At 71.5% G+C, this 26141-nt stretch carries 26 protein-coding genes, 1 rRNA gene and 1 riboswitch; of the genes, 9 read left to right on the top strand and 18 right to left on the bottom strand.

Annotation, left to right across the window (positions count from 1 at the left end; genetic code table 11):
* Window positions 1-127 precede the first annotated feature (127 nt).
* Both ACZ51I_RS11085 and ACZ51I_RS11080 read right to left on the bottom strand, forming a co-directional pair.
* Window positions 128-1141 (bottom strand): EamA family transporter, encoded by a 1014-nt coding sequence (locus tag ACZ51I_RS11085; protein ID WP_468873916.1) that lies wholly within the window; start codon window positions 1139-1141, stop codon window positions 128-130.
* Between the two features lie 41 nt (window positions 1142-1182).
* Window positions 1183-1767 (bottom strand): Clp protease N-terminal domain-containing protein, encoded by a 585-nt coding sequence (locus tag ACZ51I_RS11080; protein ID WP_468873914.1) that lies wholly within the window; start codon window positions 1765-1767, stop codon window positions 1183-1185.
* A gap of 196 nt (window positions 1768-1963) precedes the next feature.
* Between ACZ51I_RS11080 and ACZ51I_RS11075 the strand changes: the two genes are divergently transcribed.
* Entirely contained in the window at window positions 1964-2188 is a 225-nt protein-coding gene (locus ACZ51I_RS11075; RefSeq protein ID WP_468873912.1) for a hypothetical protein, read from the top strand.
* 67 nt (window positions 2189-2255) lie between these two features.
* A complete protein-coding gene (locus ACZ51I_RS11070; RefSeq protein ID WP_468873909.1) occupies window positions 2256-2684 on the top strand; it encodes a type II toxin-antitoxin system Rv0910 family toxin in 429 nt (142 codons plus the stop codon).
* 65 nt (window positions 2685-2749) lie between these two features.
* On the opposite strand, the gene ACZ51I_RS11065 is transcribed toward ACZ51I_RS11070, so the two are convergent.
* Together ACZ51I_RS11065 and ACZ51I_RS11060 are read right to left on the bottom strand one after the other, a co-directional pair.
* Window positions 2750-3367 carry a PadR family transcriptional regulator gene (locus tag ACZ51I_RS11065; RefSeq protein WP_468873907.1) on the bottom strand — a complete coding sequence of 206 codons (618 nt, stop codon included), beginning with the start codon at window positions 3365-3367 and terminating at the stop codon, window positions 2750-2752.
* 94 nt (window positions 3368-3461) lie between these two features.
* On the bottom strand, window positions 3462-4670 hold the full coding sequence (locus ACZ51I_RS11060; protein WP_468873904.1) for an erythromycin esterase family protein: 1209 nt from the start codon (window positions 4668-4670) through the stop codon (window positions 3462-3464).
* 69 nt (window positions 4671-4739) lie between these two features.
* Here ACZ51I_RS11060 and ACZ51I_RS11055 point away from each other — a divergent pair, with 69 nt between their 5' ends.
* From ACZ51I_RS11055 to ACZ51I_RS11040, 4 genes are all read left to right on the top strand, one after another.
* On the top strand, window positions 4740-5465 hold the full coding sequence (locus ACZ51I_RS11055; protein WP_468873902.1) for a TioE family transcriptional regulator: 726 nt from the start codon (window positions 4740-4742) through the stop codon (window positions 5463-5465).
* A 28-nt stretch (window positions 5466-5493) separates the two neighbouring features.
* Window positions 5494-6255 carry a GNAT family N-acetyltransferase gene (locus ACZ51I_RS11050; RefSeq protein WP_468873899.1) on the top strand — a complete coding sequence of 254 codons (762 nt, stop codon included), beginning with the start codon at window positions 5494-5496 and terminating at the stop codon, window positions 6253-6255.
* Window positions 6252-6797 carry a GNAT family N-acetyltransferase gene (locus tag ACZ51I_RS11045; protein ID WP_468873897.1) on the top strand — a complete coding sequence of 182 codons (546 nt, stop codon included), beginning with the start codon at window positions 6252-6254 and terminating at the stop codon, window positions 6795-6797. Before ACZ51I_RS11050 ends, ACZ51I_RS11045 begins: the two co-directional genes overlap by 4 nt.
* 242 nt (window positions 6798-7039) lie before the next feature.
* Window positions 7040-7849: a PhzF family phenazine biosynthesis protein gene (locus ACZ51I_RS11040; protein ID WP_468873895.1), complete on the top strand. Its 810-nt coding sequence runs from the start codon at window positions 7040-7042 to the stop codon at window positions 7847-7849.
* Window positions 7850-7908: 59 nt separating this feature from the next.
* Here ACZ51I_RS11040 and ACZ51I_RS11035 read toward each other — a convergent pair whose 3' ends face one another.
* Together ACZ51I_RS11035 and ACZ51I_RS11030 are read right to left on the bottom strand one after the other, a co-directional pair.
* The gene (locus ACZ51I_RS11035; protein WP_468875596.1) at window positions 7909-8691 is read right to left on the bottom strand and encodes a CPBP family intramembrane glutamic endopeptidase; all 783 of its coding nucleotides are present in this window, start codon (window positions 8689-8691) and stop codon (window positions 7909-7911) included.
* A gap of 130 nt (window positions 8692-8821) precedes the next feature.
* Window positions 8822-10321, bottom strand: coding sequence for a glutamate-cysteine ligase family protein (locus tag ACZ51I_RS11030; protein ID WP_468873893.1), 1500 nt, complete (start codon window positions 10319-10321; stop codon window positions 8822-8824).
* Window positions 10322-10801: 480 nt separating this feature from the next.
* Here ACZ51I_RS11030 and ACZ51I_RS11025 point away from each other — a divergent pair, with 480 nt between their 5' ends.
* Complete coding sequence (locus tag ACZ51I_RS11025; protein ID WP_468873890.1) at window positions 10802-11392, top strand: hypothetical protein; 591 nt, start codon at window positions 10802-10804, stop codon at window positions 11390-11392.
* Window positions 11393-11724: 332 nt separating this feature from the next.
* Window positions 11725-11931, top strand: coding sequence for a DUF5999 family protein (locus tag ACZ51I_RS11020; RefSeq protein ID WP_345286555.1), 207 nt, complete (start codon window positions 11725-11727; stop codon window positions 11929-11931).
* A gap of 79 nt (window positions 11932-12010) precedes the next feature.
* Here the strand turns inward: ACZ51I_RS11020 and gcvP are convergent, their stop codons facing one another.
* The gene (gene gcvP / locus ACZ51I_RS11015) at window positions 12011-14896 is read right to left on the bottom strand and encodes an aminomethyl-transferring glycine dehydrogenase (RefSeq protein ID WP_468873887.1); all 2886 of its coding nucleotides are present in this window, start codon (window positions 14894-14896) and stop codon (window positions 12011-12013) included.
* Window positions 14897-15075: 179 nt separating this feature from the next.
* A riboswitch (glycine riboswitch) is annotated at window positions 15076-15175 on the bottom strand.
* A 111-nt stretch (window positions 15176-15286) separates the two neighbouring features.
* Between gcvP and ACZ51I_RS11010 the strand changes: the two genes are divergently transcribed.
* Complete coding sequence (locus tag ACZ51I_RS11010) at window positions 15287-15661, top strand: PRC-barrel domain-containing protein (protein ID WP_468873884.1); 375 nt, start codon at window positions 15287-15289, stop codon at window positions 15659-15661.
* A 55-nt stretch (window positions 15662-15716) separates the two neighbouring features.
* Here the strand turns inward: ACZ51I_RS11010 and ACZ51I_RS11005 are convergent, their stop codons facing one another.
* From ACZ51I_RS11005 to rrf, 11 genes are all read right to left on the bottom strand, one after another.
* Window positions 15717-17087 carry a DNA polymerase IV gene (locus ACZ51I_RS11005; RefSeq protein WP_468873882.1) on the bottom strand — a complete coding sequence of 457 codons (1371 nt, stop codon included), beginning with the start codon at window positions 17085-17087 and terminating at the stop codon, window positions 15717-15719.
* Window positions 17088-17199: 112 nt separating this feature from the next.
* A complete protein-coding gene (locus ACZ51I_RS11000) occupies window positions 17200-17808 on the bottom strand; it encodes a MerR family transcriptional regulator (RefSeq protein WP_468873879.1) in 609 nt (202 codons plus the stop codon).
* Window positions 17809-18000: 192 nt separating this feature from the next.
* Complete coding sequence (locus tag ACZ51I_RS10995; RefSeq protein WP_017238433.1) at window positions 18001-18474, bottom strand: bifunctional nuclease family protein; 474 nt, start codon at window positions 18472-18474, stop codon at window positions 18001-18003.
* 113 nt (window positions 18475-18587) lie between these two features.
* Entirely contained in the window at window positions 18588-19331 is a 744-nt protein-coding gene (ftsR, locus tag ACZ51I_RS10990; RefSeq protein ID WP_468873877.1) for a transcriptional regulator FtsR, read from the bottom strand.
* Between the two features lie 31 nt (window positions 19332-19362).
* Complete coding sequence (locus tag ACZ51I_RS10985) at window positions 19363-20304, bottom strand: FHA domain-containing protein (RefSeq protein WP_468875594.1); 942 nt, start codon at window positions 20302-20304, stop codon at window positions 19363-19365.
* A gap of 81 nt (window positions 20305-20385) precedes the next feature.
* Window positions 20386-21315 (bottom strand): DUF881 domain-containing protein, encoded by a 930-nt coding sequence (locus ACZ51I_RS10980; protein WP_468873875.1) that lies wholly within the window; start codon window positions 21313-21315, stop codon window positions 20386-20388.
* A gap of 5 nt (window positions 21316-21320) precedes the next feature.
* Window positions 21321-21653 (bottom strand): small basic family protein, encoded by a 333-nt coding sequence (locus ACZ51I_RS10975; protein ID WP_015032176.1) that lies wholly within the window; start codon window positions 21651-21653, stop codon window positions 21321-21323.
* Window positions 21650-22579, bottom strand: coding sequence for a DUF881 domain-containing protein (locus tag ACZ51I_RS10970; RefSeq protein WP_468873873.1), 930 nt, complete (start codon window positions 22577-22579; stop codon window positions 21650-21652). Before ACZ51I_RS10970 ends, ACZ51I_RS10975 begins: the two co-directional genes overlap by 4 nt.
* A gap of 101 nt (window positions 22580-22680) precedes the next feature.
* Window positions 22681-25176 (bottom strand): sugar phosphate nucleotidyltransferase, encoded by a 2496-nt coding sequence (locus ACZ51I_RS10965; protein ID WP_468873871.1) that lies wholly within the window; start codon window positions 25174-25176, stop codon window positions 22681-22683.
* 116 nt (window positions 25177-25292) lie between these two features.
* Entirely contained in the window at window positions 25293-25901 is a 609-nt protein-coding gene (locus ACZ51I_RS10960; protein ID WP_468873869.1) for a CDP-alcohol phosphatidyltransferase family protein, read from the bottom strand.
* A gap of 148 nt (window positions 25902-26049) precedes the next feature.
* A 5S ribosomal RNA gene (gene rrf, locus ACZ51I_RS10955) occupies window positions 26050-26141 on the bottom strand; the annotation flags it as partial.

Raw genomic sequence — 26141 nt, 5'->3', positions numbered from 1 at the left:
CGCGCGGGCAGCGACGAACCGCTCGGCGGCGAGGAGTCGCCAGCCGAGCCCGGTCTCCGTCGAGGAAAGTCTCCGCGCGCGCTAGGCGGCGGGAGGCGGAAGCACGGTCTTCTGCATGATCGGCACCCTAGGGGGCGGTCCGGCCGGCCGACAACTCCGCGTCCCGCCCGTCGCCCGCCGCCCCGGAATCGGGGCCGGAACCGGCGACCGGAACCGGCAGAGCCGCCTTCGGCGTCGAGGACTGCGCGATGAATGCCCCGACCAGGACCACCGCACCGCCGAGGATCTGGGGGGCGTCCAGGTGCTCGCCGAGCAGGATCCAGGCCAGGACGGTCGCGACGACCGCCTCCAGACAGGCCACGACACCCGCCACCTGGGGGGAGAGCCGGCGCACCGAGATGACCCCGGTGACGTACGCGAGGACGGTGGCGATCAGCACGATCCAGCCGAGCAGCAGCCACGCGGGCACGCTGGTCCCGTCCATGTCGGCACGCCCGCCGAGGACGCCCCAGTCCATGCCCCAGGGCCGGGCGACTGCGGTCAGGACGAGCGCGCCGATGAGCAGCCCGTACGCGATGACGCCCACCGGATCGGCCCGCTCGGTCTGCTCGGCCTCGTCGGCGCCCTGGTCGGAGAGGACGAAGTAGCCGACCTGGCAGCAGGCGGCGGCGAGGGCGAGGAGCAGGCCGACGAGGTCGAAGCTCAGGCCGGACCAGATCTGTACGACACACGCGAGGCCGCCGGCGGCGAGGACGACGCCGAGGGCGGCGGCGCGGGTGACGGGCCGCCGCTGGACGAAGCGGACCCAGCCGAGGACGAGGGCGGGGGCGAGGTACTCGATGAGCAGGGCGACGCCGACGGGGATGCGGGAGATCGAGGCGAAGTAGAAGGCCTGGACCCCGGCGACGGCGAGCAGGCCGAAGCCCACGAGGAGGGCGGGCTTGCGGCGCGGCAGGTCCCGGTGGCGCCAGGCCACCGGCAGCATGACGAGCGCGGCGCCGGCGACCCGGAGCCACACGACGTGCAGCGGGTCGAGTCCCGCCTCGATGAGCGGCTTGGCCGCCACTCCTGAACCACCGAATGCGAAGGCCGAGGCCAGGGCGAGTCCCAGGCCGGCGCTTCTCCCCTGAGACGCGTGCATCGGGCCATCATGGCAGGACGCCGTCAGGGGCGTAACCCCCGTTACACCTGTTGAGACGGCTCCTCGCCACGGGCGGCGAGGAGGCCGTCGATCCGGGCGGTCAGGGTGGCCGGATCCACACCCGCGCGGCGCAGCACCTCCACGGCCCGGCTCTCGGGATCGGCGGCGACGGCGGCGAGCAGGTCGACACCGCGGGCCTGCGGCTCGCCCCGCTCGGCGGCCCGCCGGAAGGCGCCTTCCAGGGCGGCGGCCGCGGCGGGCGACCAGGGGGAGGTACGGGCGCCCGGGGACTCGGACCCGCGCGCGGCGGGCAGCAGGCGCCGGGCCGCCGACCCCTCCTCCGCGCGCTGCCAGCGCAGGCCGTAGCCGATGGACCGCTGGACGAGGTAGCCGAGGACGCGGGCGAGCTGGTGGCCACCCTCGAAGGCGGACCCGACCTCGGGGTCGGACTCGACGAGCGAGTGCAGGAGATGGGCGGTGTCGATCTGACGGTCACCGTCCCTGAGCGCTCTGCGGCGCGCGCCCGACACGACCGCCGCGAGCGGGGGTGTCAGGAAGGGCGCGAGCTCCGCGCGCGGGGCGACGGATGACGGGAGCGGCTGGGGGCGCCGGACGGGATGGTGCACCTTCCCACCTCACCAGGCCGGGGCGGCCGGAACATCACCGGGGAGAAGCATGTCCGCATCCCACCGGAGTTGGGCACGGGCGCGCGATTCCTCCTCCTTACGGATGAGATCGCGCGCGCCGCCCCCAAGGGGCGCGCGCCACCTTGCTTCGCGCCCCCCTTGCAACCGTGGACCCTTCTCCGCACGTCCTCCGGTTGTGTTCTGGATGGTGGCTCTGCTCGCGCGCGACGGGCGGCAGTACGTGTACCGGGTGTACGCACCCAGGGAAGCACTGCCGGCCGATCTGTTCTGGGCGGCCTTCCACTGCCACGAGGAGGACGGGGCGCCCCGCGCCTCCGACAGCTTCGACGCGTCCGAGATCTGGTGGATCGGCGACGGCGCGGGCCCGACGACAGCGGAGCTGACGGTTCATCAGTATTGAATGTTCACGGCCACCCCGCTACGTTCCGCGACACCGGAACCCAGTTGACGCGTGAAGGGGTGGTCTCATGGCCGAAGTCAGCGCGGAGGCAAGGATCGAGGCGCCCGCCGGGCAGGTCTGGGCACGGCTCACGGACTTCTCCTCGTACGGCGAGTGGAACGCCACCCACACCAGCTTCCCGGACGGCGGCCCGGCCGCCCTGGAGACGGGCGCCACCTTCACGGAGAACATGAAGCTGATGGGCTTCCCCGCCGAGGTCCTGTGGACGGTGGAGGAGCTGGAGTCCGGGCGGGCGTTCGCCATCAGGGGCAAGGGGCCGATGGGGGTCGTCGTCGCCACGCGCTACTCGCTGGCGGCGGAGGGGGACGCCACGACGGTACGGATCGACGGCACGTTCACCGGCGCGGCGGTCTCCCTGATGGCGGGCAGGCTCAAGGACTCGGCGACGACGGCGCTGACCGAGTCCCTGCGCAGGCTCTCGGTCCTGGTGACCTGAGCCGCGCGCACCGGTACGACAGGAAGGGCCCCGCGACCACGGTCGCGGGGCCCTTCCTGTCGGCATCAGTGCTCGTCGGCCAGGATCAGGTACAGCTTCTTGCGGGCCTCGTTGATGACGGCGACGGCCTTCTGCCGCTGCTCGGCACTACCGGTCTTCCAGACCTGTCCGAACGCCTCCATCAGGCCGAAGCCGGCCTGCCGGATCTCGTTCACGGCTTCCCAGTCGACCCCGCGCCCGGCCTCCTCCCACGGCGCGTCCGGGCCCTCTTCGGCCTCGGCGCGTCCGGTGTCGGTGAGCGTGAACAGCTTCTTGCCGCCCTCGCTCGCGCTGATGATCAGGCCCTCGTCCTCCAGCAACTGGAGGGTCGGGTAGACCGAGCCCGGACTGGGCTTCCAGGCCCCGTCACTGCGCTCGCCGATCTCCCGGATCATCTCGTAACCGTGCATCGGGCGGTCCTTCAGGAGCGCCAGGATCGAGGCGCGCACGTCCCCGCGCCGCGCCCGTCCCCGGCCACCACCACGACCGCGCCCGCCGAAGGGGCCGCCACCGAACGGCCCCCCGCCGAAGCCGGGACCGAACGGCCCGAAGGCGGCACGCCGTCCCTCGAAGTCCCCTCGAGGCCCGGGGCCGCAGCCTCCACGACCGTGGCCGTTTCCGTGCTCGTGTCCATGTGAACGCATCGCAAGGCTCCTTCCATCGGGATTCATCGTCGGACTGTCGCGATGCGTCAACGATATATCGGAACTGTTCACCGAGCAAGACCCGACCGGTCGGTCACGGAACGCACGGGGAGACGTCCCTGACGAACACGAGGCCGTCACAGTCCGCGAGATGCACCGGGTCGAGCGGCGCGTAGCCGAACCAGGGGGACACGCGCGGCGCGGGCCGCATGTCGCCGAGAGCGGCGGACAGCCGCCGGGCGTCGACGAGACAACGGTCCTCCGGGAGGGCGTAGAGGAGACCCTCGACGGTGTCCGGCGGCGGCGCGCCCACGCCCTGGTGGCGGATCGTGCCCAGGGCCATGGCCACGAAGGCGTACTCCTCCCCCAGCTCGGCCGCGACCAGCGCGCCGGCGCTCCACCACTCCAGCGGTCGCCCGCCCATCCGCATCGAGCTCTTCTCGCGCTGGAGATGGCCGTTGTGGGAGTAGACGAACACCGGGCCCCGGTCGGCGAGCGCGAGGAGGTTCCGGGACATCATCTGGTCCCGCACGCCCACGAGCCGCGCCATGCGGGCCGGCGAGGTGTCGGCCATCCAGTGGTGGTAGCGCAGCAGGCCGAGCGCGGTGCGCCCGTACAGGCGGGCGCGGTCCCCCTCGTCCGGCGAGCTCACCCCCATCAGGTGCGGCCACTGCTCGTCGAGCAGCGCCACCAGCTCGTCGGCGAGCAGCCGCAGCCGCCCGGCCTCGGACGACCGCCCCACGGACCGGGCCGGGTCCCTCATCGCGGCGGGCTCGGTCCACCGCTCGTCGGCGCCGAGCAGCTCGTCGAGCGTGCCCGCGGCGCAGGGCAGCAGGTCCGTGTCCACCCGTTCCGCGAGGTATCGATGGAGCGCGGTGAGGGCCTGCCGGGGGCTCTCGGCGCCGGTGATCTCCAGCGGGCCGTCGAATCCGGCGAACCGGAGCCGCTCGGACGCGGGGCGACCCTCGTTGTACCCGCGCATCCAGCGGACGAGCTCGCGGTTGGCCGCGGAGGCACCCCAGCCGTGGCTGAAGCCCTGCTCCATGACCTCGTCGAGGGTGCCCGTGCCCGAGGTGACGTGGTCGTCCACGGCCAGGCCCCTCAGGCAGTCGGTCTCGATAGCGATCGTCCGGTAGCCCCCCTGCTCGACGAGCTGCCGGAAGAGCTCGTTGCGCAGGTCGAGGAGGGCGTCCTCGCCGTGGGTGGGCTCGCCCAGGGCGAGCAGCCGGGGCCGGGCCGGGAGCAGTCCCAGGAGGGAGGCAGCGTCGACGGCATGAGCGGTGTCCTTGATGTCAGTCGCCATGCCTTCCACGCTATCGTTGAACTTTCGGTGGAGACTTTTCAGCGAGCACCCCGCTGTATCGTCGAACTCATGGGGAAAAACCTTCAAACCGGTGGGTGGCTGAGGCCGGTCGATCTGGCTCGCGCGCACGGGCTGTCCACGCAGGCGGTCAGGAACTACGAGGAGGCCGGCATCCTCCCCGCCGCCGGCCGCACGGCCCACGGCTACCGCACGTACACCCCGCTGCACGCCGGGGCCTTGCGCGCCTTCCTGGCCCTGCTGCCCGGCCACGGCCACCCGACGGCGACGGCGATCATGCGGGCCGTGAACGAGGGCGCGGCCGGCGAGGCGTTCCAGCTGATCGACGAGAGCCACGCCCAGCTCCTCGAAGACCGGCGGACCCTTCGAGCCGTGGAGAGCGCCCTCCGCGACCTGGACCCGCACCGGGAGACCGCCATGGCGCCCCAGCCCGGCGGCACGTTCATCGGCCCCCTGGCCGGGCAGCTCGGCATCCGCCCCGCGACCCTGCGCAAGTGGGAGCACGCCGGTCTCGTACGCCCGACCCGCGACCCCCGGACCGGGTACCGCGTCTACGACGAGTCCGCCGTACGGGACGCCCGCCTGGCCCACCAACTCCGGCGCGGCGGCTACCCGCTTGAGCGGATCGCCCCGCTGATCGCCCACGTCCGCACGGCCGGTGGACTGGAGCCGCTGGAAGCGACGCTGACCGACTGGCACGGCCGGCTGACGGCCCGCGGGCGCGCGATGCTGGCGGGGGCCGCCGAGCTGGAGGCGTACCTCCGCGCGCGTGGGTGAGCCGGCTCCGGATGGCAGGATCGACGCCGTGTCTACGCATCCGCTCCTGCTCGCGGCCCGGGGACTCTGGGAAGAACTGGCCCGGTCACCGCGGTCGTTCCCGCCCACGGGCGGCGTGAACGTGATCGTGTCCCCGGAGTCGGGGCTGTGCCCGGCCGGCTGGGTCGGGGTGGTCGCTCTCGGAGGATCGGCGCTCGTGACCGTGCCGGACCGGTGGACCGCCGCGACCGTGCGCGCCGCCCTCGCGGATCTGCCGGTGGAGGCCCTGGTGGACGCGGCCGCCCTCCGCGCCGTACTGCCGGTGGGCGGGGTACTCGGCCCGGCGGCGCTGGCGTACGTCTCCCCGGAGGGCTTCCGGCCGGACACCGGTTCGTCGACGGTGGAACGCCTGCCCGGCGGGCATCCCGCCCTGCGCGCCCTGGAGAAGGCCGCCGGTGAGGACGACACCGCGGAGGCCTCCCTGGACGAGATCACCTCACCCGCGTTCGTGGTACGCGAGGAGGGCCGTGTGGTGGCCGCCGCCGGGTATCGGACGTGGCCGCGACGGACCGCGCACATCAGCGTGCTGACGGCCCCGGAGGCACGAGGCCGCGGTCTCGCGCGGTCGACGGCCTCGGCGGCGGTCGCCGACGCCCTCGCCGCCGGTCTCCTTCCGCAGTGGCGCGCCCGTCCCCCGGCCTCCCGGCGGGTCGCCGCCGCCCTGGGCTTCGAGGACCTGGGTGCCCAACTCTCCCTGGAACCCGCCCGGAACGAACCGCCACCACGACCGTTTGGCACACTCCAGCCATGACCAGCGACAACACCCCGCTCTTCACCCAGTTCACCGCCCCCGAGTCGATACCCGACGGGCTCGCGCAGGCCCTCGCCGACTGCTGGACGGAGGTGAGCGACGCGGGTGGGGCGGCCGGTTTCCCCTTCCCGCCGGTCGACCCGGCCGAGGTCGCCGCCGCCGTCGACCGCATCGTCACGGGACTCGACCCGGCGAGCAGCCGTCTCCTCGTCGCCACGGTCGGCGGCGCCCTCGCGGGCTGGCTGTGCCTCCGCCGCGACACCCACCCGCTGATCGCGCACTGGGGGACCCTGCACCACGTCCAGACCCGTCTCGGGGTACGCGGGCGGGGCATCGGCGCGGGCCTGGTGCGGAGCGCCCGCGCGATCGCCCGGGACGACATGGGCCTGGAGCAGCTGCGGCTCGCGGCACGCGGCGGCACCGGCCTCGAGGACTTCTACGGCAGGCTGGGCTGGCGGGAGATCGGCCGCTGGCCCGAGGGCCTGCGCCTGGCCCCCGGCGACGACCGCGACGAGATCCTCATGGTCCTGACACCCCTGTGACCCCGGCCGGACCGCCGTCCCCGGTCGCGCCCCCGCCGTCCCCGCGACGGCGGGCCCGTGCGGCTCGCGCCACCCGAGTGATCCCGGACCCCGGCGCCCACCAGTCCCCCGCACCCGGACGTCACCGAAGCCCCGGCCCGGTCATCCACGTACGACGCTCCCGAACGGCGCACCCCGCGACCGGTCCAGTTCTCCGCGATTGGCCTTGGTCCGCGGATTTCCGCCCCCGGTACGGTCGGCGGATGCGCATCCGAATCGTCGACGCCTTCACCGACCAGCCCTTCTCCGGCAACCCTGCCGGAGTCCTGCTCCTCGACTCCTTCCCCGAGGACGCCTGGCTCCAGCGGGTCGCCTCCGAGGTCAACCTCTCCGAGACGGCCTTCGCCCACCCGCTGCCCGCCGGCGGCGAGGCGGACTGGGCCCTGCGCTGGTTCACCCCCACCACCGAGGTCGACATGTGCGGCCACGCCACCCTGGCCACGGCGCACGTCCTGCACACCACCGGCACCGCGAGCGGCACCGTCCGCTTCGCCGCCCGCTGCGGGCTCCTCATCACCACCGCCGAGGCCGACGGCACGATCACGATGGACTTCCCGACCTCCTCCCTCACCCCGGTCCCCGCCCCCGAGGGCCTGGAGAAGGCGCTCGGCGCCGAGATCGTCGCCGTCCACGACACCGCCGACCACATCGGCGACCTCGTCGTCGAGCTGCGCGACGAGAGCACCGTCCGCTCCCTCACACCGGACTTCCCCGCGCTGAAGAGCCTCTCCTCGCGGGGAGTCATCGCCACCGCCGCCGCCGAACGCCCCGACAGCGGTTACGACTTCGTCTCGCGCGGCTTCTTCCCCGCCGTCGGCATCGACGAGGACCCGGTGACGGGCAGCGCCCACACCGCCCTCGCCCCCTACTGGTCGGCCAGGTTCGGCCGCGAGGAGCTCACCGGCTTCCAGGGCGGCGCCCGCACGGGCCTCGTCCGCACCCGCCTGAACGGCGACCGCACCCTCCTGAACGGCCACGCCGTCACGGTCATCGAAGGCGAACTGCGGGCCTGACGCTCAAGAGCAGGGGGGTGTACGGCTCTTGCCGCGCATCCCCCTGCTCCCCGTGCCCGTCACACGGTGGGCAGCCAGCCCACCTTCCCGGCGAGCAGCCCGTACCCGACGAAGGCCACGATGTCGAGCAGCGCGTGCGCCACGACCAGCGGCCCGACCCGCCCCCAGCGGCGGTACAGCAGCACGAATACCGCGCCCATCACCATGTTGCCGATGAAGCCGCCGACCCCCTGGTAGAGGTGGTACGAGCCGCGCAGCACCGAACTCGCCACCAGGGCGGCCATCGGCGACCAGCCCAACTGGTCCAGCCGGCGCAGCAGGTAGCCGACGACGATGACCTCCTCCAGGACGGAGTTCTGCACCGCCGAGAGGATGAGGACGGGGTACTTCCACCACACGTCGGGCAGCGACTCGGGCACCACCGTCAGGTTGAACCCGGAGGCACGCGCCGCCAGATAGAAGGCGAGTCCTGCGCTTCCGATCCCCGCCGCGACCAGCACCCCGCGCCCGAGATCCGACCACGGCCGCGTCCGGTCGAAGCCGATCACCCGCAGCCCCGCGCCCTCCCGCAGCAGCAGATGCGCGACGAGGACGACCGGCACGAGCGCCGTGGCGATGCCGAAGAGCTGCCAGGACAGGTCGAGCCAGGGCCGTCCGGGCGCGTAGGAGCCGTTGAGTGTCGCCGCCTGCTCCTTCAGCGCCCCCGGCCTGGTCAGGGAGCCGATGAAGCTGATGAGCGCCGACACCCCGCTCGCCCCGAGCGAGAGCGCGAGGACGATGAGCGTCTCGGAGCGCAGGACGCCGCGCGGCAGGCCGTCGGGGGGCAGGGAAGCGTCCCTCAGTCGTTGCTCCGACACCACACCTGTCTCCACTTCCCCATCGCGGGCCCACGCCGTTCCGGTGGTCCCGGCCCGTCCGGGACCACCCTGACATGATCACCCATGCCGCGCGGGGTGCCCGGGGGAGGCGCAGTCAGTCGATCCCCACGGGCCAGGTGTGCACCGGTTCGCCCGCGAGCATGAGCGTCCGGTAGCGCCGGGTGGTCGCCGCGAGGGCGGCCTCCCGGTCCAGTCCCGACTCCAGGGCCCGGTGGTACGTGTCGGCCTGCCAGGAGGCGCCGTTCACCCGCCGCAGACAGCGCTGCTCGATGACGCCGAGGTAGAGGTCCCGGTCCGCCGGCTCGATGTGCCAGGCGTCGAGCCCCGCCGCGGCGAGCGGCAGCAGTTCGTCGAGGACGAGCCGTACGGCCGGGAGGGTCGCGACGCCGCCCGCGCGTCCCGAGCGGGGCCAGCGCAGCTCCGCCTCGATGCCATGGCGGCAGGCGGTGTCGAAGTTGGCCTCCGCGTCCTGGAAGGTCATCCGCTTCCACACCGGCCGGGGATCGTCGGCGAGGGAGCGGACGAGCCCGTAGTAGAAGGCGGCGTTCGCGATCACGTCGGTGACGGTCGGACCCGCGGGCAGCACCCGGTTCTCGACGCGCAGGTGCGGGATGCCGTCGACCCAGCCGTACACCGGCCTGTTCCAGCGGTAGACGGTGCCGTTGTGCAGGACCAGTTCCTGGAGGCGCGGGACCCCGCCCCGGTCGAGGACGAGCAGCGGGTCCTCCTCGTCGCAGAGTGGCAGCAGGGCGGGGAAGTAGCGGACGTTCTCCTCGAAGAGGTCGTACACCGAGTCCACCCACCGCTCCCCGAACCAGGTGCGCGGCCGTACCCCCTGGGACTGCAGCTCGGGCGGCCGGGTGTCGGTTGCCTGCTGGAAGAGCGGCGGCCGGGACTCGCGCCACAGCTCGCGACCGAAGACGAAGGGCGCGTTGGCGCCGAGCGCGATCTGGACGCCGGACACGGCCTGCGCGGCGTTCCACACGGCGGCGAACCGGGCCGGTGTCACCTGGAGGTGCAGCTGCACCGAGGTGCAGGCCGCCTCGGGCACGATCGACTCCGAGGTGCAGAGCAGACGTTCGACGCCGTGGATGTCGAGGGTGAAGTCCTCGCCCCGGGCGGCGAGGATCTGGTCGTTGAGAAGCGTGTAACGGTCGTTGTCCGAGAGGTTCTCGGGGACCAGGTCGCTCTGGGTGAGCGTGGGAAGTATGCCGATCATGACGACGCCCGCGTCGAGTTCCGCCGCCTTGCGGTCGGCATATCCGATGCCGGTTCCGATCTCTTCCGCGAGCCGGTCGAATACGCGCCCGTCGAGCTGGTGGGGCGCGATGTTCACCTCGAGGTTGAACATTCCGAGTTCCGTCTGGAAATCGGTGCTGGCGATCTTTTCGAGAACCGGGCCGTTCAGCATCCTGGGCAGCCCGTCGGCGCCCGCGAGATTGAGTTCGATCTCCACGCCCATGAGATTGCGCGGCCGGTCGAACCTCTTCTCCGCGAGGAGTCGCGCGAGCCCCGCGAGACACTGCTGGAGCTTTCTCCGGTACTGCTGCCGGTCGGACGGGCCGAACCCGTCGGCCACGACCTTCTCCCCCATCGAAGCGTCCCTCCCCGAGTGGGCGGCCGCCATGACGGCCGCGCGTCACGGACGATGATGCCCACCCCGCTGATCGACAAGCCTGCGGAACCGGTCTGTCGGAGGATAGGCTGGACGGAGCGCTCCACCGGCACATCCCGAAGGCAAGGAACAGGCGACATATACCAAAGTCGTATTGTCGCGGGAGCCGGGATCAGAATTCAGCCGTCCCCCTTCACGGGGATGACGCAGGTGGGAGCGGTATCGTCCTCCTGATTCCGCTTCAACTCCACGAAACTGCGTCCTGATGACGCCTTGTCAGGAATATCCGCGTGGTCTAGCGGAAACACTGTGTGAACACGTGTCGTATAAACTCCGCGGACGAGGCAGAGTGTTGGCGCCCGGCCATGGCCGCATGGCCCCCTCTCTGGCCCCGTCGCCGACAGCGCCGTCGTACCTGCCCACGCGTCACCGTGTCTCCTGAGCGAGAGGCGACCCACCATGCTCCGACCCTCTCCGGCCCCTGCGCCGGCCCTCCGCAGTGTTCTCGCGGCCCTCGGCTCGCCGACCGCCGTCCGCGAGCCGCGAACTCCCGCGCTGCGGGCCGCACAGGGGCCGCTGAGCCCTGAACGCCCTCTGCCCGTGCACGTCCTCGACGTCACCGGGGCACCGGGGCTCGCTCCCCGCACCCGGCTGGCCGGCTGGCGCTTCCTGATCCGGAACGGGGACCGGGCGATCGCCGCCGCGGACACCATGCTCACCCCGGACGGCTGGGCCTTCTCGCACTTCTTCGAGGGGCCGTACGTCTCCGCCACGGAACAGGCGCTGCTCCAGGCCGAGGCCCTGCCCGAGGCGTTCCGGCCGCGGCTGCTGTCCGTACCGGAGCTCTACATGCTGACCCTCTGGCTGGACGCCGGCCCCGAGACGGACGACACCACCGCCGCCCCGGCCGCCGGTGATCTCATGGTGCCGCTGGCCCCCGCACCCCCGGGGATCGCGGCCCACCGCCCGTACCAGGTCGCCGACCTCCTGCCCGTCCTCAGTACGCGTCTCACGCCGCCGCCCCTCCTGGGGTCGCCGGCGCCCGCCTGATCCACCACGTGCGCGTCCCCGCCCCGTGGCCCGGCCGGGTCACGGGGCGCACTCGTGTCCGCGCCGCGCGCCCGAACGCGCCGTCCGAACGCCCCGCCCGTACGGACTAGCCCGCTGGGGCTACCCCGAACCACCCGAAGAGACGGTGCAGTTGCCTTGAACCGCCCCTGCGGGTGATGCGTCTTCCCAGGAAAGGACGAGCTGACGCGAAATACCTGCGGAAGACCGTCCATGGGGCAAGACTGGGACCGGAACCGAACCGACCGACGGGGGCGGCCATGAGCGCGCAGAGCCGCAGGACATCCACCACGACGCAGCGAAAGAACCCACCCATGTGCCAGCACCAGCCTGCCTGTCCGACCGCCGACTCCGCCGACCGGGAGGCGGCCCGACTGATGGCACACCACCCGGAACAGGGCTGGAGCCTGCTGTGCAACGGCGTCCTGCTCTTCGAGGACACCGGTGAACTGCTGCCGGACGGCCAGATCATCGCCCCGCACCGGCCGCTGACGACGGGGCGGGTGACGACCGCCGCCTGAGAGGGCGCGGCGGACGCCGTACGGGAAGACACCGAGGGCCGGCGCGGAGGAGACCTCCGCACCGGCCCTCGGCTCGTGCTCAGTTGTCGTACTCGTCCAGCGGCGGGCAGGAGCAGACGAGGTTCCGGTCGCCGAAGGCCCCGTCGATGCGGCGCACCGGCGGCCAGTACTTGTCGGCGGCCGAGACACCGGCCGGGAAGACCGCCTCGTCACGGGTGTACGCGTGCTTCCACTCGCCGCCCAGCGCGGCCGCGGTGTGCGGGGCGTTGCGCAGCGGGTTGTCGTCGGCGGGCCACTCGCCCGAGGCGACCTTCTCGATCTCGCCGCGGATCGCGATCATCGTGTCGCAGAAGCGGTCGAGCTCGGTCAGGTCCTCGGACTCGGTCGGCTCGATCATCAGCGTGCCGGCCACCGGGAAGGACATCGTCGGCGCGTGGAAGCCGTAGTCGATGAGGCGCTTGGCGATGTCGTCGACGCTGACGCCGGTGGCCTTGGCCAGCGGGCGGATGTCCACGATGCACTCGTGCGCGACCAGCCCGTTCGGACCGGTGTAGAGGACCGGGAAGTGCGGCTCCAGGCGCTTGGCGATGTAGTTCGCCGCGAGGACGGCGACCTGGGTGGCGCGCTTGAGTCCCTCGCCGCCCATGAGACGCACGTACGACCAGGAGATCGGCAGGATGCCGGCGGAGCCCCAGGGGGCGGCCGAGATCGGGCCGACACCGGTCTCCGGGCCCGCGGTGGGCTGGAGCGGGTGGTTCGGCAGGTACGGGGCGAGGTGGGCGCGGACGCCGACCGGGCCGACACCGGGGCCACCGCCGCCGTGCGGGATGCAGAAGGTCTTGTGCAGGTTGAGGTGCGAGACGTCGCCGCCGAAGTGGCCCGGCTTGGCCAGACCGACCAGGGCGTTGAGGTTGGCGCCGTCGACGTACACCTGACCGCCGGCCTCGTGGACCTCGGCGCAGATGTCGGCGACGTGCTCCTCGAACACGCCGTGCGTGGACGGGTAGGTGATCATCAGCACGGACAGCTCGTCGCGGTACTGGGCGATCTTGGCGCGCAGGTCCTCGACGTCGATCTCGCCGTCGTCGGCGGTCTTGACGACGACGACCTTCATGCCGGCCATCACGGCGGAGGCGGCGTTGGTGCCGTGCGCGGACGACGGGATGAGGCACACGGTGCGCTGCTCGTCCCCGTTGGCACGGTGGTAGGCGCGGACGGCGAGGAGACCCGCGAGCTCACCCTGCGATCCGGCGTTGGGCTGGATCGACACCTTGTCGTAGCCGGTGACCTCGGCGAGGCGCTCCTCCAGCTCGGTGATGAGCGTGACGTAGCCCTGCGCCTGCTCGACCGGGGCGAAGGGGTGCATCTGGCCGAACTCCGGCCAGGTCACCGGCTCCATCTCGGTGGTCGCGTTCAGCTTCATGGTGCAGGAGCCGAGCGGGATCATGCCGCGGTCGAGCGCGTAGTCGCGGTCCGCGAGCTTGCGCAGGTAGCGCAGCATCGAGGTCTCGGAGCGGTGCGCGTGGAAGACCGGGTGGGTCAGGTACGCGTCGGAGCGCAGCAGACCGGCCGGGAGGGTGTCCTCGGTGGTGGCGTCCAGGGCCTCGACGTCGGCGGTGACCCCGAAGGCGGCCCAGACGGCGGCGAGCTGCGCGCGGCCGGTGGTCTCGTCGCAGGAGACGTACACCAGGTCGGCGTCGGCGCGGTAGAGGTTCACCCCGGCCTCACGGGCGGCGGCGACGACCTCGTCGGCCTTGCCGGGCACGCGGACGGCGAGGGTGTCGAAGTACGAGCCGTGCACGACCTCGACGCCGCCGGCGGTGAGACCCGCGGCGAGGATGGCGGCGTAGCGGTGGGCGCGCTCGGCGATTTGCTTGAGACCGTCGGGACCGTGGTAGACGGCGTACATGCCGGCCATGACGGCGAGCAGGACCTGGGCCGTACAGATGTTGCTGGTGGCCTTCTCGCGGCGGATGTGCTGCTCGCGGGTCTGCAGGGCCAGGCGGTAGGCGCGGTTGCCGTCCGCGTCGACGGAGACACCCACGAGACGGCCGGGAAGGGAGCGGGCGTGCTTGTCCTGAACGGCCATGTAGCCGGCGTGCGGGCCACCGAAGCCCATGGGCACGCCGAACCGCTGCGTCGTACCGACGGCGATGTCGGCGCCCAGTTCGCCCGGCGAGGTGAGCAGGGTGAGCGCGAGCAGGTCGGCGGCGACGGTGACGATCGCGCCGAGCTCGTGCGCGGCGTCGATCAGCGGCTTGATGTCGCGGACGGCGCCGGAGGCGCCCGGGTACTGGAGGAGCACGCCGAAGACGCCGCGCTCGGCGATCTCGGCGGGGATGCCCTCGCTCAGGTCGGCGACGACGACCTCGACACCGGTCGGCTCGGCGCGGGTCTCGATGACGGCGATGGTCTGCGGCAGGGCGTCGGCGTCGATGAGGAAGACGCCGTTCTTGACCTTGCCGACCCGGCGGGACAGCGCCATGGCCTCGGCGGCGGCGGTGCCCTCGTCGAGGAGGGAGGCGCCGGAGGTGGGCAGACCGGTCAGGTCCGCGACCATGGTCTGGAAGTTGAGCAGGGCCTCGAGGCGGCCCTGGGAGATCTCCGGCTGGTACGGCGTGTAGGCGGTGTACCAGGCCGGGTTCTCCATCACGTTGCGGAGGATGACCGGCGGGGTGAAGGTCCCGTAGTAACCGAGGCCGATCATCGGGGCGAGGACCTGGTTGCGCTCGGCGAGCGTGCGCAGTTCGGCGAGGACCTCGGCCTCGGTGCGCGCGGCCGGCAGGCCCAGGGCCTCGGCGTTCTTGATCACGTCCGGTACCGCGGCGGCCGTGAGCTCGTCGAGCGAGCCGTAACCGACCTGGGCGAGCATCTTGGCGCGGGCCTCGGCGTCGGGCCCGATGTGCCGCTGCTCGAACGGGATGCCCTGTTCGAGCTCGGAGAGCGAAGTGCGGTTGACGGTCATGTACGGAGGCCTCCTGGTCGTCACGACCTGCGAGGGGCACCACGGCGCGGGTGCCCGGACGGCCTCCCCCTCTGTCATCTCAACCTGAGAGTTTCACCGGCACGCCTCGCGGCACGCCGGCTTTCACCGTCGGTGAGAGCGAAATGCCGTCGGACATCCGCTCTGCTTTCCAGAGTGACCTCGTCCGCGCGGTACAGGGGCCTGAGAGATTCCGGGGAGGATTTGCTCCTTCGGCGCCCACCGGAAGGTTTCTCCGGGGGACTCTCCCGCACAGGGTCGACAGCCACGACCAGCCTACCAGCGAGGTTGCGGCTCCCATCGCTCAAGTGGCCGACATCCCAGATGTGCACTTTCGTAGGGGTAGAGCAGTTGCGACCAGTTGGAGGGACCGTGCAGACCGATATCGATCCGCGCAGCCTGATCGGCCGCAAGGCGTTCGACCGGAGCGGGCACAAGATCGGAACCGTGGACGAGGTGTACCTGGACGACGCGACCGGCATTCCCGAGTGGGCGGCGGTCCGCACCGGCCTGTTCAGCCGGGACGCCTTCGTCCCCCTGGAGCCGAGCGCCCTGCTCGACGACGGCCTCCACGTCCCGTACGAGCGGGCCCTCATCAAGGACGCCCCCGACTTCGGCGTGGGCCGCCATCTCTCGCCCGAACAGGAGCTCCAGCTCTACCGCCACTACAGCCTCGCCCTGCCGCCCCCGCCCCCGGACGCCCCGGACACGGACTTCGGCCGCCTGGCAGGCCAGGACGGCAGCTGAGAGCCCCGAGGCGGACGGCCCGCGGCCGGGGACCCGCACCGCGCGGCGGCGCGGGTCATGCCGCCGTGTCCCGCCGCACCAGCGGCAGGGGCTCCGACGGCACCAGCTCCGGGTCGTCCACGGAGAACGTCCGTACCCGCCCCGGCCCGGACCACGGTTCCTCGAACCGCACCGTGACCCGCCCCACCCCGCTGCCCTGGACCCACCCGGCACCGTAGACCTCGTGCCGTACGTCGTGCCCGGGCGCCCAGTGCCGCTCCACGGGCGCCCCCTCCTCGGGCTCGACGGCCTCCTCCGCCTCGGCCGCGGCACCGGCCCCCGACTCCGCCCCGGCATCGGCGGGGGCGGCGCCGGCCACCGCCTGCGCGAACAGGTCCTCCTGCGTGTAGTCCGCGAGGCCGCTCACCCCCACCCCCAGCAGTCGGACGCCCCCCGTCGTGTCCACCGCCTCCAGGAGCCGCCCCGCGGCCTCCCGGACGACGCCGGGATCGTCCGTCGGCCCCCGCAGCGTCTCGGACCGGGTGAGCGTCGAGAAGTCATAGCGCCGGACCTTCAGGACGATCGTCCGCCCCGAGTGCCCGGAGGCCCTCAGCCGACCCACGCACCGCTCCGCGAGCCGCTCGACCTCGGTCCGGATCCGTACCCGGTCGTGCAGGTCCACGTCGAAGGTGTCCTCGACGGACACGGACTTGGCGTCCCGCTCGGCCACCACGGGCCGGTCGTCGTGCCCCTGGGCCATCCGGTACAGCGAGGCCCCGTGCGCCCGCCCCAGGAGCCGTACGAGCTCGTCCTCGCCCGCCTCCACGAGGTCGGAGACGGTCGTCATCCCGGCGCGCCGCAGGTGCTCCCCGGTGGCCGGCCCCACCCCCGGCAGGATCCGCACCGATCGGGGACCGAGCAGTTCCCGCTCGGTCCCGGGCTCGATGAGGACGAGCCCGTCCGGCTTGGCCTCCTCGGAGGCGATCTTCGCGATCATCTTGGACCCGGCGAGTCCGACGGACCCGGTGAGCCCCGTCGTCGCGAGGATGTCGACGCGCAGCCGTTCCCCGGCGGCCCGCGCGCTCGCTCCGTCGTCGGCCACACCACCGGCTTCGAGGTCCACGAAGGCCTCGTCGAGGCTGAGGGGCTCCACGAGCGGGGAGAGCCGGCCCAGCAGCTCCATGACCTGCTCGCTGATCGAGCGGTAGAAGGCGAAGCGGGGGACGAGATACGCGGCGTTCGGCGCGAGCCGCCGCGCCTGGCCCATCGGCATGGCCGAGTGCACCCCGAAGCGACGGGCCTCGTAGGAGGCGGTGGCGACCACGCCCCGCGGCCCCAGACCGCCGACGACCACGGGCTTTCCGCGCAGGCTGGGCTTCGACGCCTGCTCGGCGGCGGCGAAGAAGGCATCCATGTCGAGATGCAGGATCGTGGGCGCGGCTCTCACACGTCCGATGCTGCCCTACGCCACTGACAACGCCCCCGCGGAACGCCCACGAGCCCCGGCGAACCCCTCCCGGGACCCGCCTGACGGGCGAGGGACCTGCGACCGCGGGCCTTCAGACCGCCCTGTCGCGCCGCCGGCGCGCAAGCTCGTCGCCCGGGTTGTGCCCGACCAGCGTCTCGCCGGTGTCGACCCGCTCGCCGTGGAGCTGCGAGAGCGCGGCTTCGACATCGCGCCACACCACGCCGACGGCGATACCGAAGACGCCCTGCCCGCCCTGGAGGAGGTCGACGACCTCGTCGGGCGAGGAGCACTCGTACACCGTGGCCCCGTCGCTCATGAGCGTCATCCGCTCCAGGTCCCGGAAGCCCCGCGCGCGCAGATGCTGCACCGCGGCCCGGATGTTCTGGAGGGCCACCCCGGTGTCGAGGAACCGCTTCACGATCTTCAGCACGACGACGTCGCGGAAGCTGTACAGCCGCTGGGTCCCCGACCCGTACGCGGGCCGCACACTCGGCTCCACGAGTCCGGTGCGTGCCCAGTAGTCCAACTGCCGATAGGTGATCCCTGCGGCCGCACAGGCCGTCGGTCCGCGGTAGCCGATCACCGCGTCGGCGTCCGTGTCCGTCCCGAAGTCGCCCACACTGCCGTGAAGCGGATACGGAACGCTCGCCCCGGACGCGTGTCCGAGTGAGCTCCCTGCCGTACCGTCCGCGCTGCTCATCACGCCGACCCTCCGTCCTTGACCTGCCCACACGAAGGTAGGCAGTCACTCGGGGTGCGTCAACGATCGCCACACTCGGCACGCCGAGTGATAATCACCCTGAGAGTGGTTTCGCGTGCCCCTCTCCGGGGAAGGGCTACTCGAATGCCCTGACGACGCCCCGCGAACGGCCTCCGGCCGCACCGCTCCGTCTCACTGACTGTTGGTACCGAAGTCCTCCGGTGAGATCTGGTCGAGGAACTCGCGGAACTTCTCCACCTCGTCCTCCTGCTCGTCCGGAATCGCGATGCCGGCGTCGTCCAGCACACCGTCGCTGCCGAAGATCGGCGTCCCGGTCCTCAGGGCCAGCGCTATCGCGTCCGACGGCCGCGCGCTCACCTCGACGCCGCTGGCGAAGACCAGCTCGGCGTAGAAGACCCCGTCACGCAGATCCGTGATCCGGACCTCGGTGAGCTCCTGCCCCACGGCCTCCAGCACGTCCTTGAACAGGTCGTGCGTCAGCGGCCGCGGCGGAGCCATCCCCTGCTGGGCGAAGGCGATCGCGGTCGCCTCCCCCGGTCCGATCCAGATGGGAAGGTACCGATCGCCTCCCACTTCACGCAGGAGCACGATCGGCTGGTTGGAGGGCATTTCCACCCGGACACCCACAACGTCGAGCTCGTTCACACAGCAACCCTAGGACGTGCCCGACCGGTTTGGATAGTCGGGGCCCCTCCCGGGCACCGCTCCGGGCCCCTCCCGGGCACCGCTCCGGGCCCCTGCCGGGAGCCTTCCCGGGGTCACTGCAGCCGGATCCCCAGCGCGGTCTGGACGAGGGCCGCGTGCAGCCGCACCGACTGCGCGGCAAGCTCCTTCGCGGTGGCCTCCGCATGGGCTCTGGTCTGCGGGTTACGGTGCCGGCGCAGCGGCGCGACCACCTGCTCGATCAGCCCGGCCTCCCGGTCGGCGGCCGCCTTGACGGCCCTCAGATGGCGGGGTTCCAGACCGAATCGCCCCAGATCCGCGACAAGCCGGGCGACGGTGACGGTCTCGGCGTCGTAGCCCCCGCCCTCCGTCTCGGCGATCAGACCGTACGACTCCCACTCGACGAGCTCGGCCTCGGTCACCTCGGCGGCGGCGATCAGCTCGGCCCGTCCGAGCCGCGCGACGGTCGGCTCCGCCTCTTCCTGCTCCCAGGACCCTTCGAGCACGTCCCCCCGGCGGCCGGGCGCCGGGAGCTTGATCTGCTCGCCCCTCGCGAGCGCGTCGAGATGCTCACGGATGACCTTCAGCGGAAGGTAGTGGTCCCGCTGCATCCGCAGGATGCGGGCGAGCCGCTCCACGTCCTGCGCGCTGAACTTCCGGTATCCGGAGGCCGTCCGCCGGGGCTCGACCAGCCCCTCGGCCTCCAGGAACCGGATCTTGGAGATCGTCACTTCGGGAAATTCGTCGCGCAGCTGGTTCAGCACCGTGCCGATGCTCACCAGCCGGTCGCCCGCGGTGGCGGTGCCGGATCCGGCACCGCCCGTCGGTGTTCGCAGCATGGACCTTCCCTGAAGGGATTTCCCCGAGGCGTCACACGCCTCGCTGGCTCGAGTAGAAGACCAGCCGGTACTTGCCGATCTGCACCTCGTCGCCGTTCGACAGAACGACCGAGTCGATCGGCTCACGGTTGACGTACGTGCCGTTGAGGCTGCCGACGTCGGAGACGGTGAAGCTGCCGTCCTGCGCCCGCCGGAACTCGACATGGCGCCGGGAGACGGTGAAGTCGTCCAGGAAGATGTCGCTCTGCGGGTGACGGCCGGCCGTCGTCAGCTCGCCGTCGAGCAGGAACCGGCTGCCCGAGTTCGGCCCGCGGCGCACCACGAGGAGCGCGGAACCGGAAGGCAGCGCCTCCACGGCGGCGAGCGCCTCGGGAGACAGCGACGGCAGCTGGGTCTGGCCGGTGACCTCCGCGTCGTACGCCTCGAGCCCCGAGATGGAGATCGTCGACGTCGTCTCCGACGGGCGCTCGGCGGCGACCCCGCCCCGCAGCGGCGTACCGCAGTGGGAGCAGAAGCGGCTGTCGGCCGCGTTGCGGTGACCGCACCTCGTACACACCGGCATGGACGCATCCTCCTGCCGCGGCTGACCCGCGGAGGTCTGTGTCGCGTACGGATCGGGCGCAAACCCTCCACCCGTACCTGAGGTTGATGGTTCTCCGAAACCTATGCGGGCGGCCCCGGCGGGGTCAACAGAAGACGCGCCCTGTGTGCCCGGAATGTCACCGCCCCGACCGTCGACCTCGTCGCGGAAGAGCGGGCGCTCGCCGGCCTGCTCCTCGCTCTGGGCGTGGCGCGGCGCGGCATGCCTGGCGTTGCCGCCGTCCTCGCGTGCGCTCTTGCCGAACAACTTCGCAAACAACTTCACGGGCGATTCCCCTTGACCGAAACAGACCCGCCCGTGGGGCAGGACGAACCGAGATCCTTCACACCTGCCGACCCGGACACCTTCACAACGTCCGTATCCTCCGGACAGTTTCCACCACGCACCACCGTTGTGGTGCGCCGACCCCCCGCAACGTCTTGCCCTAGTCGCGGGACCCCCCTCGTCCCCCTCTCACTGGGAGGACGACTGAGCGTAGTCAGGCCGCTTCGCGGGTCGCAAGGCGTCGACGACGATCTTCGCCGACCGCTCCACCGTGGCTGTGGCCTGCTCCTTCTCCAGGGTCTGCACGACACCGCCGGGGATGTTGAGCGCGGGCTCGAGATCCTCCGGCTTGCCGATGACCTTGAAGACGTACGGAGCGGCCACCTTCGTTCCATCGACCCGCATGTCATCACCACTACCGGTGAAATAACTGTCCGCCACCACCCGCACCCCGTTGACCTGGATCGCCTCGGCACCCGCAGCGCGCAGCTCCTGGATGGCGTCGAGCAGCATGTCCGACTCGACCGCCCCCGTGGGGTCCCCCACGGTGAGGGTGATGCCCGGCCCCTCGGCGGCGACGGTGCCGGCCAGGATGCCCAGCTGCCGCTCCTTCTCCTGCGTCTGCTTGCGCGCCTCCTCGGCCTGGTCCGAGCTGGACTCCAGCTCGGAGCGCTGCTTCTCCAACCGGGCCTTCTCGTCCTCGAGGCGCTGGGTGCGGTCGTCGAGTTCGTCGAGGATCCGTACGAGGTCCTCCTGGCGGGCTCCGCGCAACGCGCTGTTCTCGCTGGTCGAGGACACCTGGATGGCCAGGCCGAGACCGAGGACGAACAGCAGGAGCGCGACGACGAGCTGGGCCCGCGTCACCCGCGGCGGCCACAGGGCGGAAGCGAGCCTCCGCCGCCCACTCGGCTCGTCGACGGCCGGAGGCGGGACCATGACCGGCGGCTCGGACGCGGGGGGCACCCCGGGCGCGGCCGGCACGCGGACGTCCTCACGCGGCACAGCGGCGTTCCCGGCCTCGGGCCGCGCGGCCTCCGGCTTCGCCGCCCCGGGCCGCTCCGGGCTCTCGGGGTTCTCGCCGTTCTGCGGGTTCTCGCCGTTCTGGGGGTTCTCGCTCATCGGCCTCACGCCCGGAACACGTGACGCCGGATGGCGGCCGCGTTGGAGAAGATACGGATGCCGAGCACGACGACCACACCGGTCGACAGCTGCGCGCCCACGCCCAGCTTGTCCCCGAGGAAGACGATCAGCGCGGCCACGACCACGTTGGAGAGGAACGAGACCACGAAGACCTTGTCGACGAAGATCCCGTCGAGCATGGCCCGCAGGCCGCCGAAGACCGCGTCGAGGGCGGCGACCACGGCGATCGGAAGATAGGGCTCGACCACCGCCGGAACCTCGGGGCGGACCAACAGTCCGACCACCACTCCGACGATCAGGCCCAGTACGGCGATCACGATGTGCCCTTCCCTGTGTCGGCCGTGGCCCGACCGGAAGGCGTCGCCACCCCGGCCCCCCTCGGCTCTGCGGTACGTACGGTCAGGCTCGGCGCGGCCGGCAGGCGCACATCGCCCTCGGCCGAGATCCTGCTCCTGATCCCGAAGTTCTCCACCAGCGCGTGCAGGTACTGCCCGTCGGCGCTGTCCTGGAACGCGGTGCTCAGCCGCTGTCCGTCCCCGATCGCGAGGACGGTGTAGGGCGGCACCAGCGGCTTGTTGTCGACCAGTATGGCGTCACCGGCGGCCCGGATCGCGGACAGCGAGGTCAGCCGCTGCCCGTTGATCGCGACGGCCTCGGCACCCGACTCCCACAGCCCGTTGACGACCCGCTGCATGTCCCGGTCGCGGACCCGGCCCGTGTCGGAGAAGCCGGCGCTCTCCCTCGGTCCGCCGCCACCGGTGTCGGTGCCCTTGGCGTCGTCGACGACGAGCTTCACGCCGGGGCCGTGCACGGGCGTCGCCCCCGAGATGAGCGCCACGAGCTCGGCCTGGCCGCCGCCGTGCTGCTGCAGAGCCTGCCGCTGTCGCTCCCCGACCTCGCCGCCGATCCGTTCGACGTCCGCCTCCAGCTGGTCGGCGGTCGACGTCTCCTTCTCGATCCGGTCGATCAGGTCCTGCCGCTCCTTGGCGACGACCGGCGCGGAGATCCGCGCCTCGGCCGCGCCCACGGTCACGACGGCGGCAGCGAGCAGGAGCCCCGCGGCGACCCCCAGTCTGGCCCGCGCGGTACGGGGCATCCCGCCGCCCTCGGCCGCGCGCCGGGCCGTCGCCTCGGCGTAGCCGTCGTCGAGCGCGTGGTCGATCACGTTGTTCAGCAGCGACATGGACGCGTCCGGACGCGGCGGCGGTGATCCTGTGCTCCGAACAGGGGGCTGCTGCGACATGCCGCACATCGTCGCACGTCGCACGGCCTACCGCCGAATGGCCCCACCGTCGGGCCGGGAGGCGCCCCTCGGACACCTCCCGGCTCCCACCTGCCCGACCGTCAGCGACCTGCGCTGTCGACCACCTCGGCCCACTCGTCGAGCAGGGCCTGCGCGGAGGCGTCGTCGGGGCCCTCCGCCCACAGATGGGTGACGGCCTCGGCGGGGTCCGGCAGCACCATCACCCACCGGCCGTCGGCCTCGACCACCCGGACTCCGTCGGTGGTGTCCACGGAGCGGTTGCCGGCTGCCTCGACCACCCGGCGCATGACGAGACCCTTCACGGCCCACGGGGTCGCGAGGTCCCTCTTCAGGACGTGCGCCCGCGGGATCCGGGCGTCGATCTGGCTCAGCGTGAGCTGCGTCCGCGCGACGAGGCCGATCAACCGCACGAAGGCGGCGGCCCCGTCGAAGACGCTGCTGAACTCGGGCACGATGAACCCGCCGCGCCCGTCGCCACCGAAGATCGTCGACTCCTCACGCCCGACCCGCGTGAGGTCGTCGGGCGAGGTGGTCGTCCACTCGACCTGGGTGCCGTGGTACGCGGCGACCTGCTCGGCGATCCGCGTGGTGGTCACCGGCAGCGCGACCCGCCCGGACCGGCGCTCGGCGGCCACCAGGTCGAGCATCACCAGGAGCGCCCGGTCGTCCTCGATGATCCGCCCCCGCTCGTCCACGAGCGAGAGCCGCTCGCCGACGGGGTCGAACCGCACCCCGAACGCGGCCCGCGCCGAGGCCACGATCTCCCCGAGCCGCACGAGCCCGGCTCTCCGGCTCTCGGCCGACTCGGTGGGCCGGGACTCGTCGAGGCCGGGGTTGATCGTCAGCGAGTCGACCTGGAGCCGCCCGAGCAGACTGGGCAGAACGAGCCCGGCACTGCCGTTGGAGGCGTCCACGACGACCTTGAGCCCGGCTTCCGCGATGCCCGTGGTGTCCACGTTCCGCAGCAGCGAGCCGGTGTACGAGTCGAAGACGCTCGCCGGGAAGGAGAGGTCGCCGATCTCTCCCGGGAAGGCACGCCGGTACTCCTGGCGCGCGAACACCCGGTCGAGCTTCCGCTGCTGCGCCTGTGAGAGGTCCGCCCCGCGTTCGTCGAAGAACATGATGTCCACGGAGTCCGGCACGCCGGGCGATGTCCTGATCATGATCCCGCCGGCGCTGCCCCGCGCGGTCTGCTGCCGCGCCACCGGCAGGGGCACGTTCTCCAGGTCACGCACGTCGATGGCGCTGGCCTGGAGCGCGGAGATCACCGCTCGCTTCAGCGCCCGGGCGCCTCGGGAGTGATCGCGCGCGGTGGTGACGGTCGACCCCTTCTTCAGGGTCGTCGCGTACGCCCCCGCCAGCCGGACGGCCAGTTCGGGGGTGATCTCGACGTTCAGGATGCCGGAGACGCCTCGCGCCCCGAAGAGGTGGGCCTGTCCTCGGGACTCCCAGATGACGGAGGTGTTGACGAAGGCGCCGGCCTCGATCGTCTTGAAGGGGTAGACGCGCACGTTCCCCTGCACGATCGATTCTTCACCGACGAGGCACTCGTCCCCGATGACGGCTCCGTCCTCGATCCGGGCGGCCCGCATGATGTCGGTGTTCTTCCCGATCACACAGCCCCGCAGATTGCTCTGCGGCCCGATGTAGACGTTGTCGTGGACGACGGCCTTGTGCAGGAACGCACCGCTTTTCACGACCACGTTCGAGCCGACGACCGTGTGTTCACGGATCTCGGCGCCGGCCTCGACCTTGGCGTAGTCACCGATGTAGAGCGGTCCGCGGAGCACGGCGTCGGGATGCACCTCGGCGCCTTCCGCGACCCACACTCCCGGCGAGATCTCGAAGCCGTCGATGTCGACCTGGACCTTGCCTTCCAGGACGTCCGCCTGCGCCTTCACATAGCTCTCGTGGGTGCCCACGTCCTCCCAGTAGCCCTCGGCGACATAGCCGTAGATCGGCTTGCCCTCCTTCATGAGCTGAGGGAAGACGTCACCCGACCAGTCCACCGGGACGTCCGGATCGACGTAGTCGAAGACCTCGGGCTCCATCACGTAGATCCCGGTGTTCACGGTGTCCGAGAAGACCTGTCCCCAGGTGGGTTTCTCCAGGAAGCGCTCGACCTTGCCCTCTTCGTCGACGATCGTGATCCCGAATTCCAGCGGATTCGGCACCCGGGTCAGACAGACCGTGACAAGAGCGCCCTTCTCCTTGTGGAAGGCGATGAGATCGGTGAGATCGAAATCGGTGAGAGCGTCACCCGAGATGACGAGGAAAGCGTCGTCCTTCAACGCTTCCTCGGCGTTCTTCACACTTCCCGCTGTACCGAGTGGCTTTTCCTCGTTGGCATACGTGAGCTCCATGCCGAGCTCTTCTCCGTCGCCGAAGTAGTTCCGGACGAGGGAGGCGAGAAACTGCACGGTGACCACGGTCTCGTTGAGACCGTGCCTCTTGAGCAGTCGTAGGACGTGCTCCATGATCGGCCGGTTCACCACCGGCAGAAGAGGCTTGGGCATGCTCGAGGTCATAGGGCGAAGGCGGGTTCCTTCGCCACCGGCCATCACGACGGCCTTCATGTCGGAAGCGTCCTCCTTGAAGAGACGACGGTCCGGCCGACTTCACCTGTCTGTACAGGGGCCCTCAGACGTCCTCGTTGTTGCCGGCGACGTTGCTCGGCACGGGACAGAAGGGCTCAATCGGCCTCGGTATCCGCCTTCACGAGTCGGCGGACCTGGACCACGTAGAGGATCCCTGCCCACCAATACAGACTTGTACCCCATCCGGCGAAGGCCCACCCGAAAACTTCAGCGAGTGACGACAGCCAACCATCTCCGTCACTGAGGAGCAGGAGCGGGAACGCGTACATCAAGTTGAAGGTCGCCGCTTTCCCGAGGAAGTTCACCTGGGGCGGCGGGTAGCCGTGCCGGCGGAGGATTCCCACCATCACGAGCAGCATCGCCTCGCGGGCGAGGAGAGCGGCGGTCAGCCACAGGGGCAGGATCTCCCGCCAGGTGAGCCCCACGAGAGTGGACAGGATGTACAACCGGTCGGCAGCGGGATCGAGCAGCCGGCCGAGGCTGCTGATCTGGTTCCAGCGCCGGGCGAGTTTGCCGTCGAGGTAGTCACTGACGCCACTGAGCGCCAGGACGACAAGCGCCCACACATCGCTGTTGGGCCCACCGAACTCGGGGCGGAGAATCAACCACAGAAACAGCGGCACGCCGAGGAGACGCGCCATGCTGAGAATGTTGGGGATGGTGAGGACCCGGTCGGTCTGAACACGGGTCTCCTGGACCTCCACCCGGGGGCCTCCTGCTGGAACGGTGCCGACATTGCCCCCCGACCTTACCCTCAGCCACGACGACCGGGGCGCACAGGGTCCCCTCCGCCCCCAGAACGCAAAAATGCCTCAACCCCCGGACAGAGTCCAGGGGTTGAGGCTAAAAATTGTTCGGCGGTGTCCTACTCTCCCACAGGGTCCCCCCTGCAGTACCATCGGCGCTGAAAGGCTTAGCTTCCGGGTTCGGAATGTAACCGGGCG

The sequence above is a fragment of the Streptomyces sp. NPDC034084 genome (genome assembly GCF_055575535.1).
Note: the sequence above shows the minus strand (reverse complement) of the source record. Positions and strands in the feature narration are given on the sequence as shown.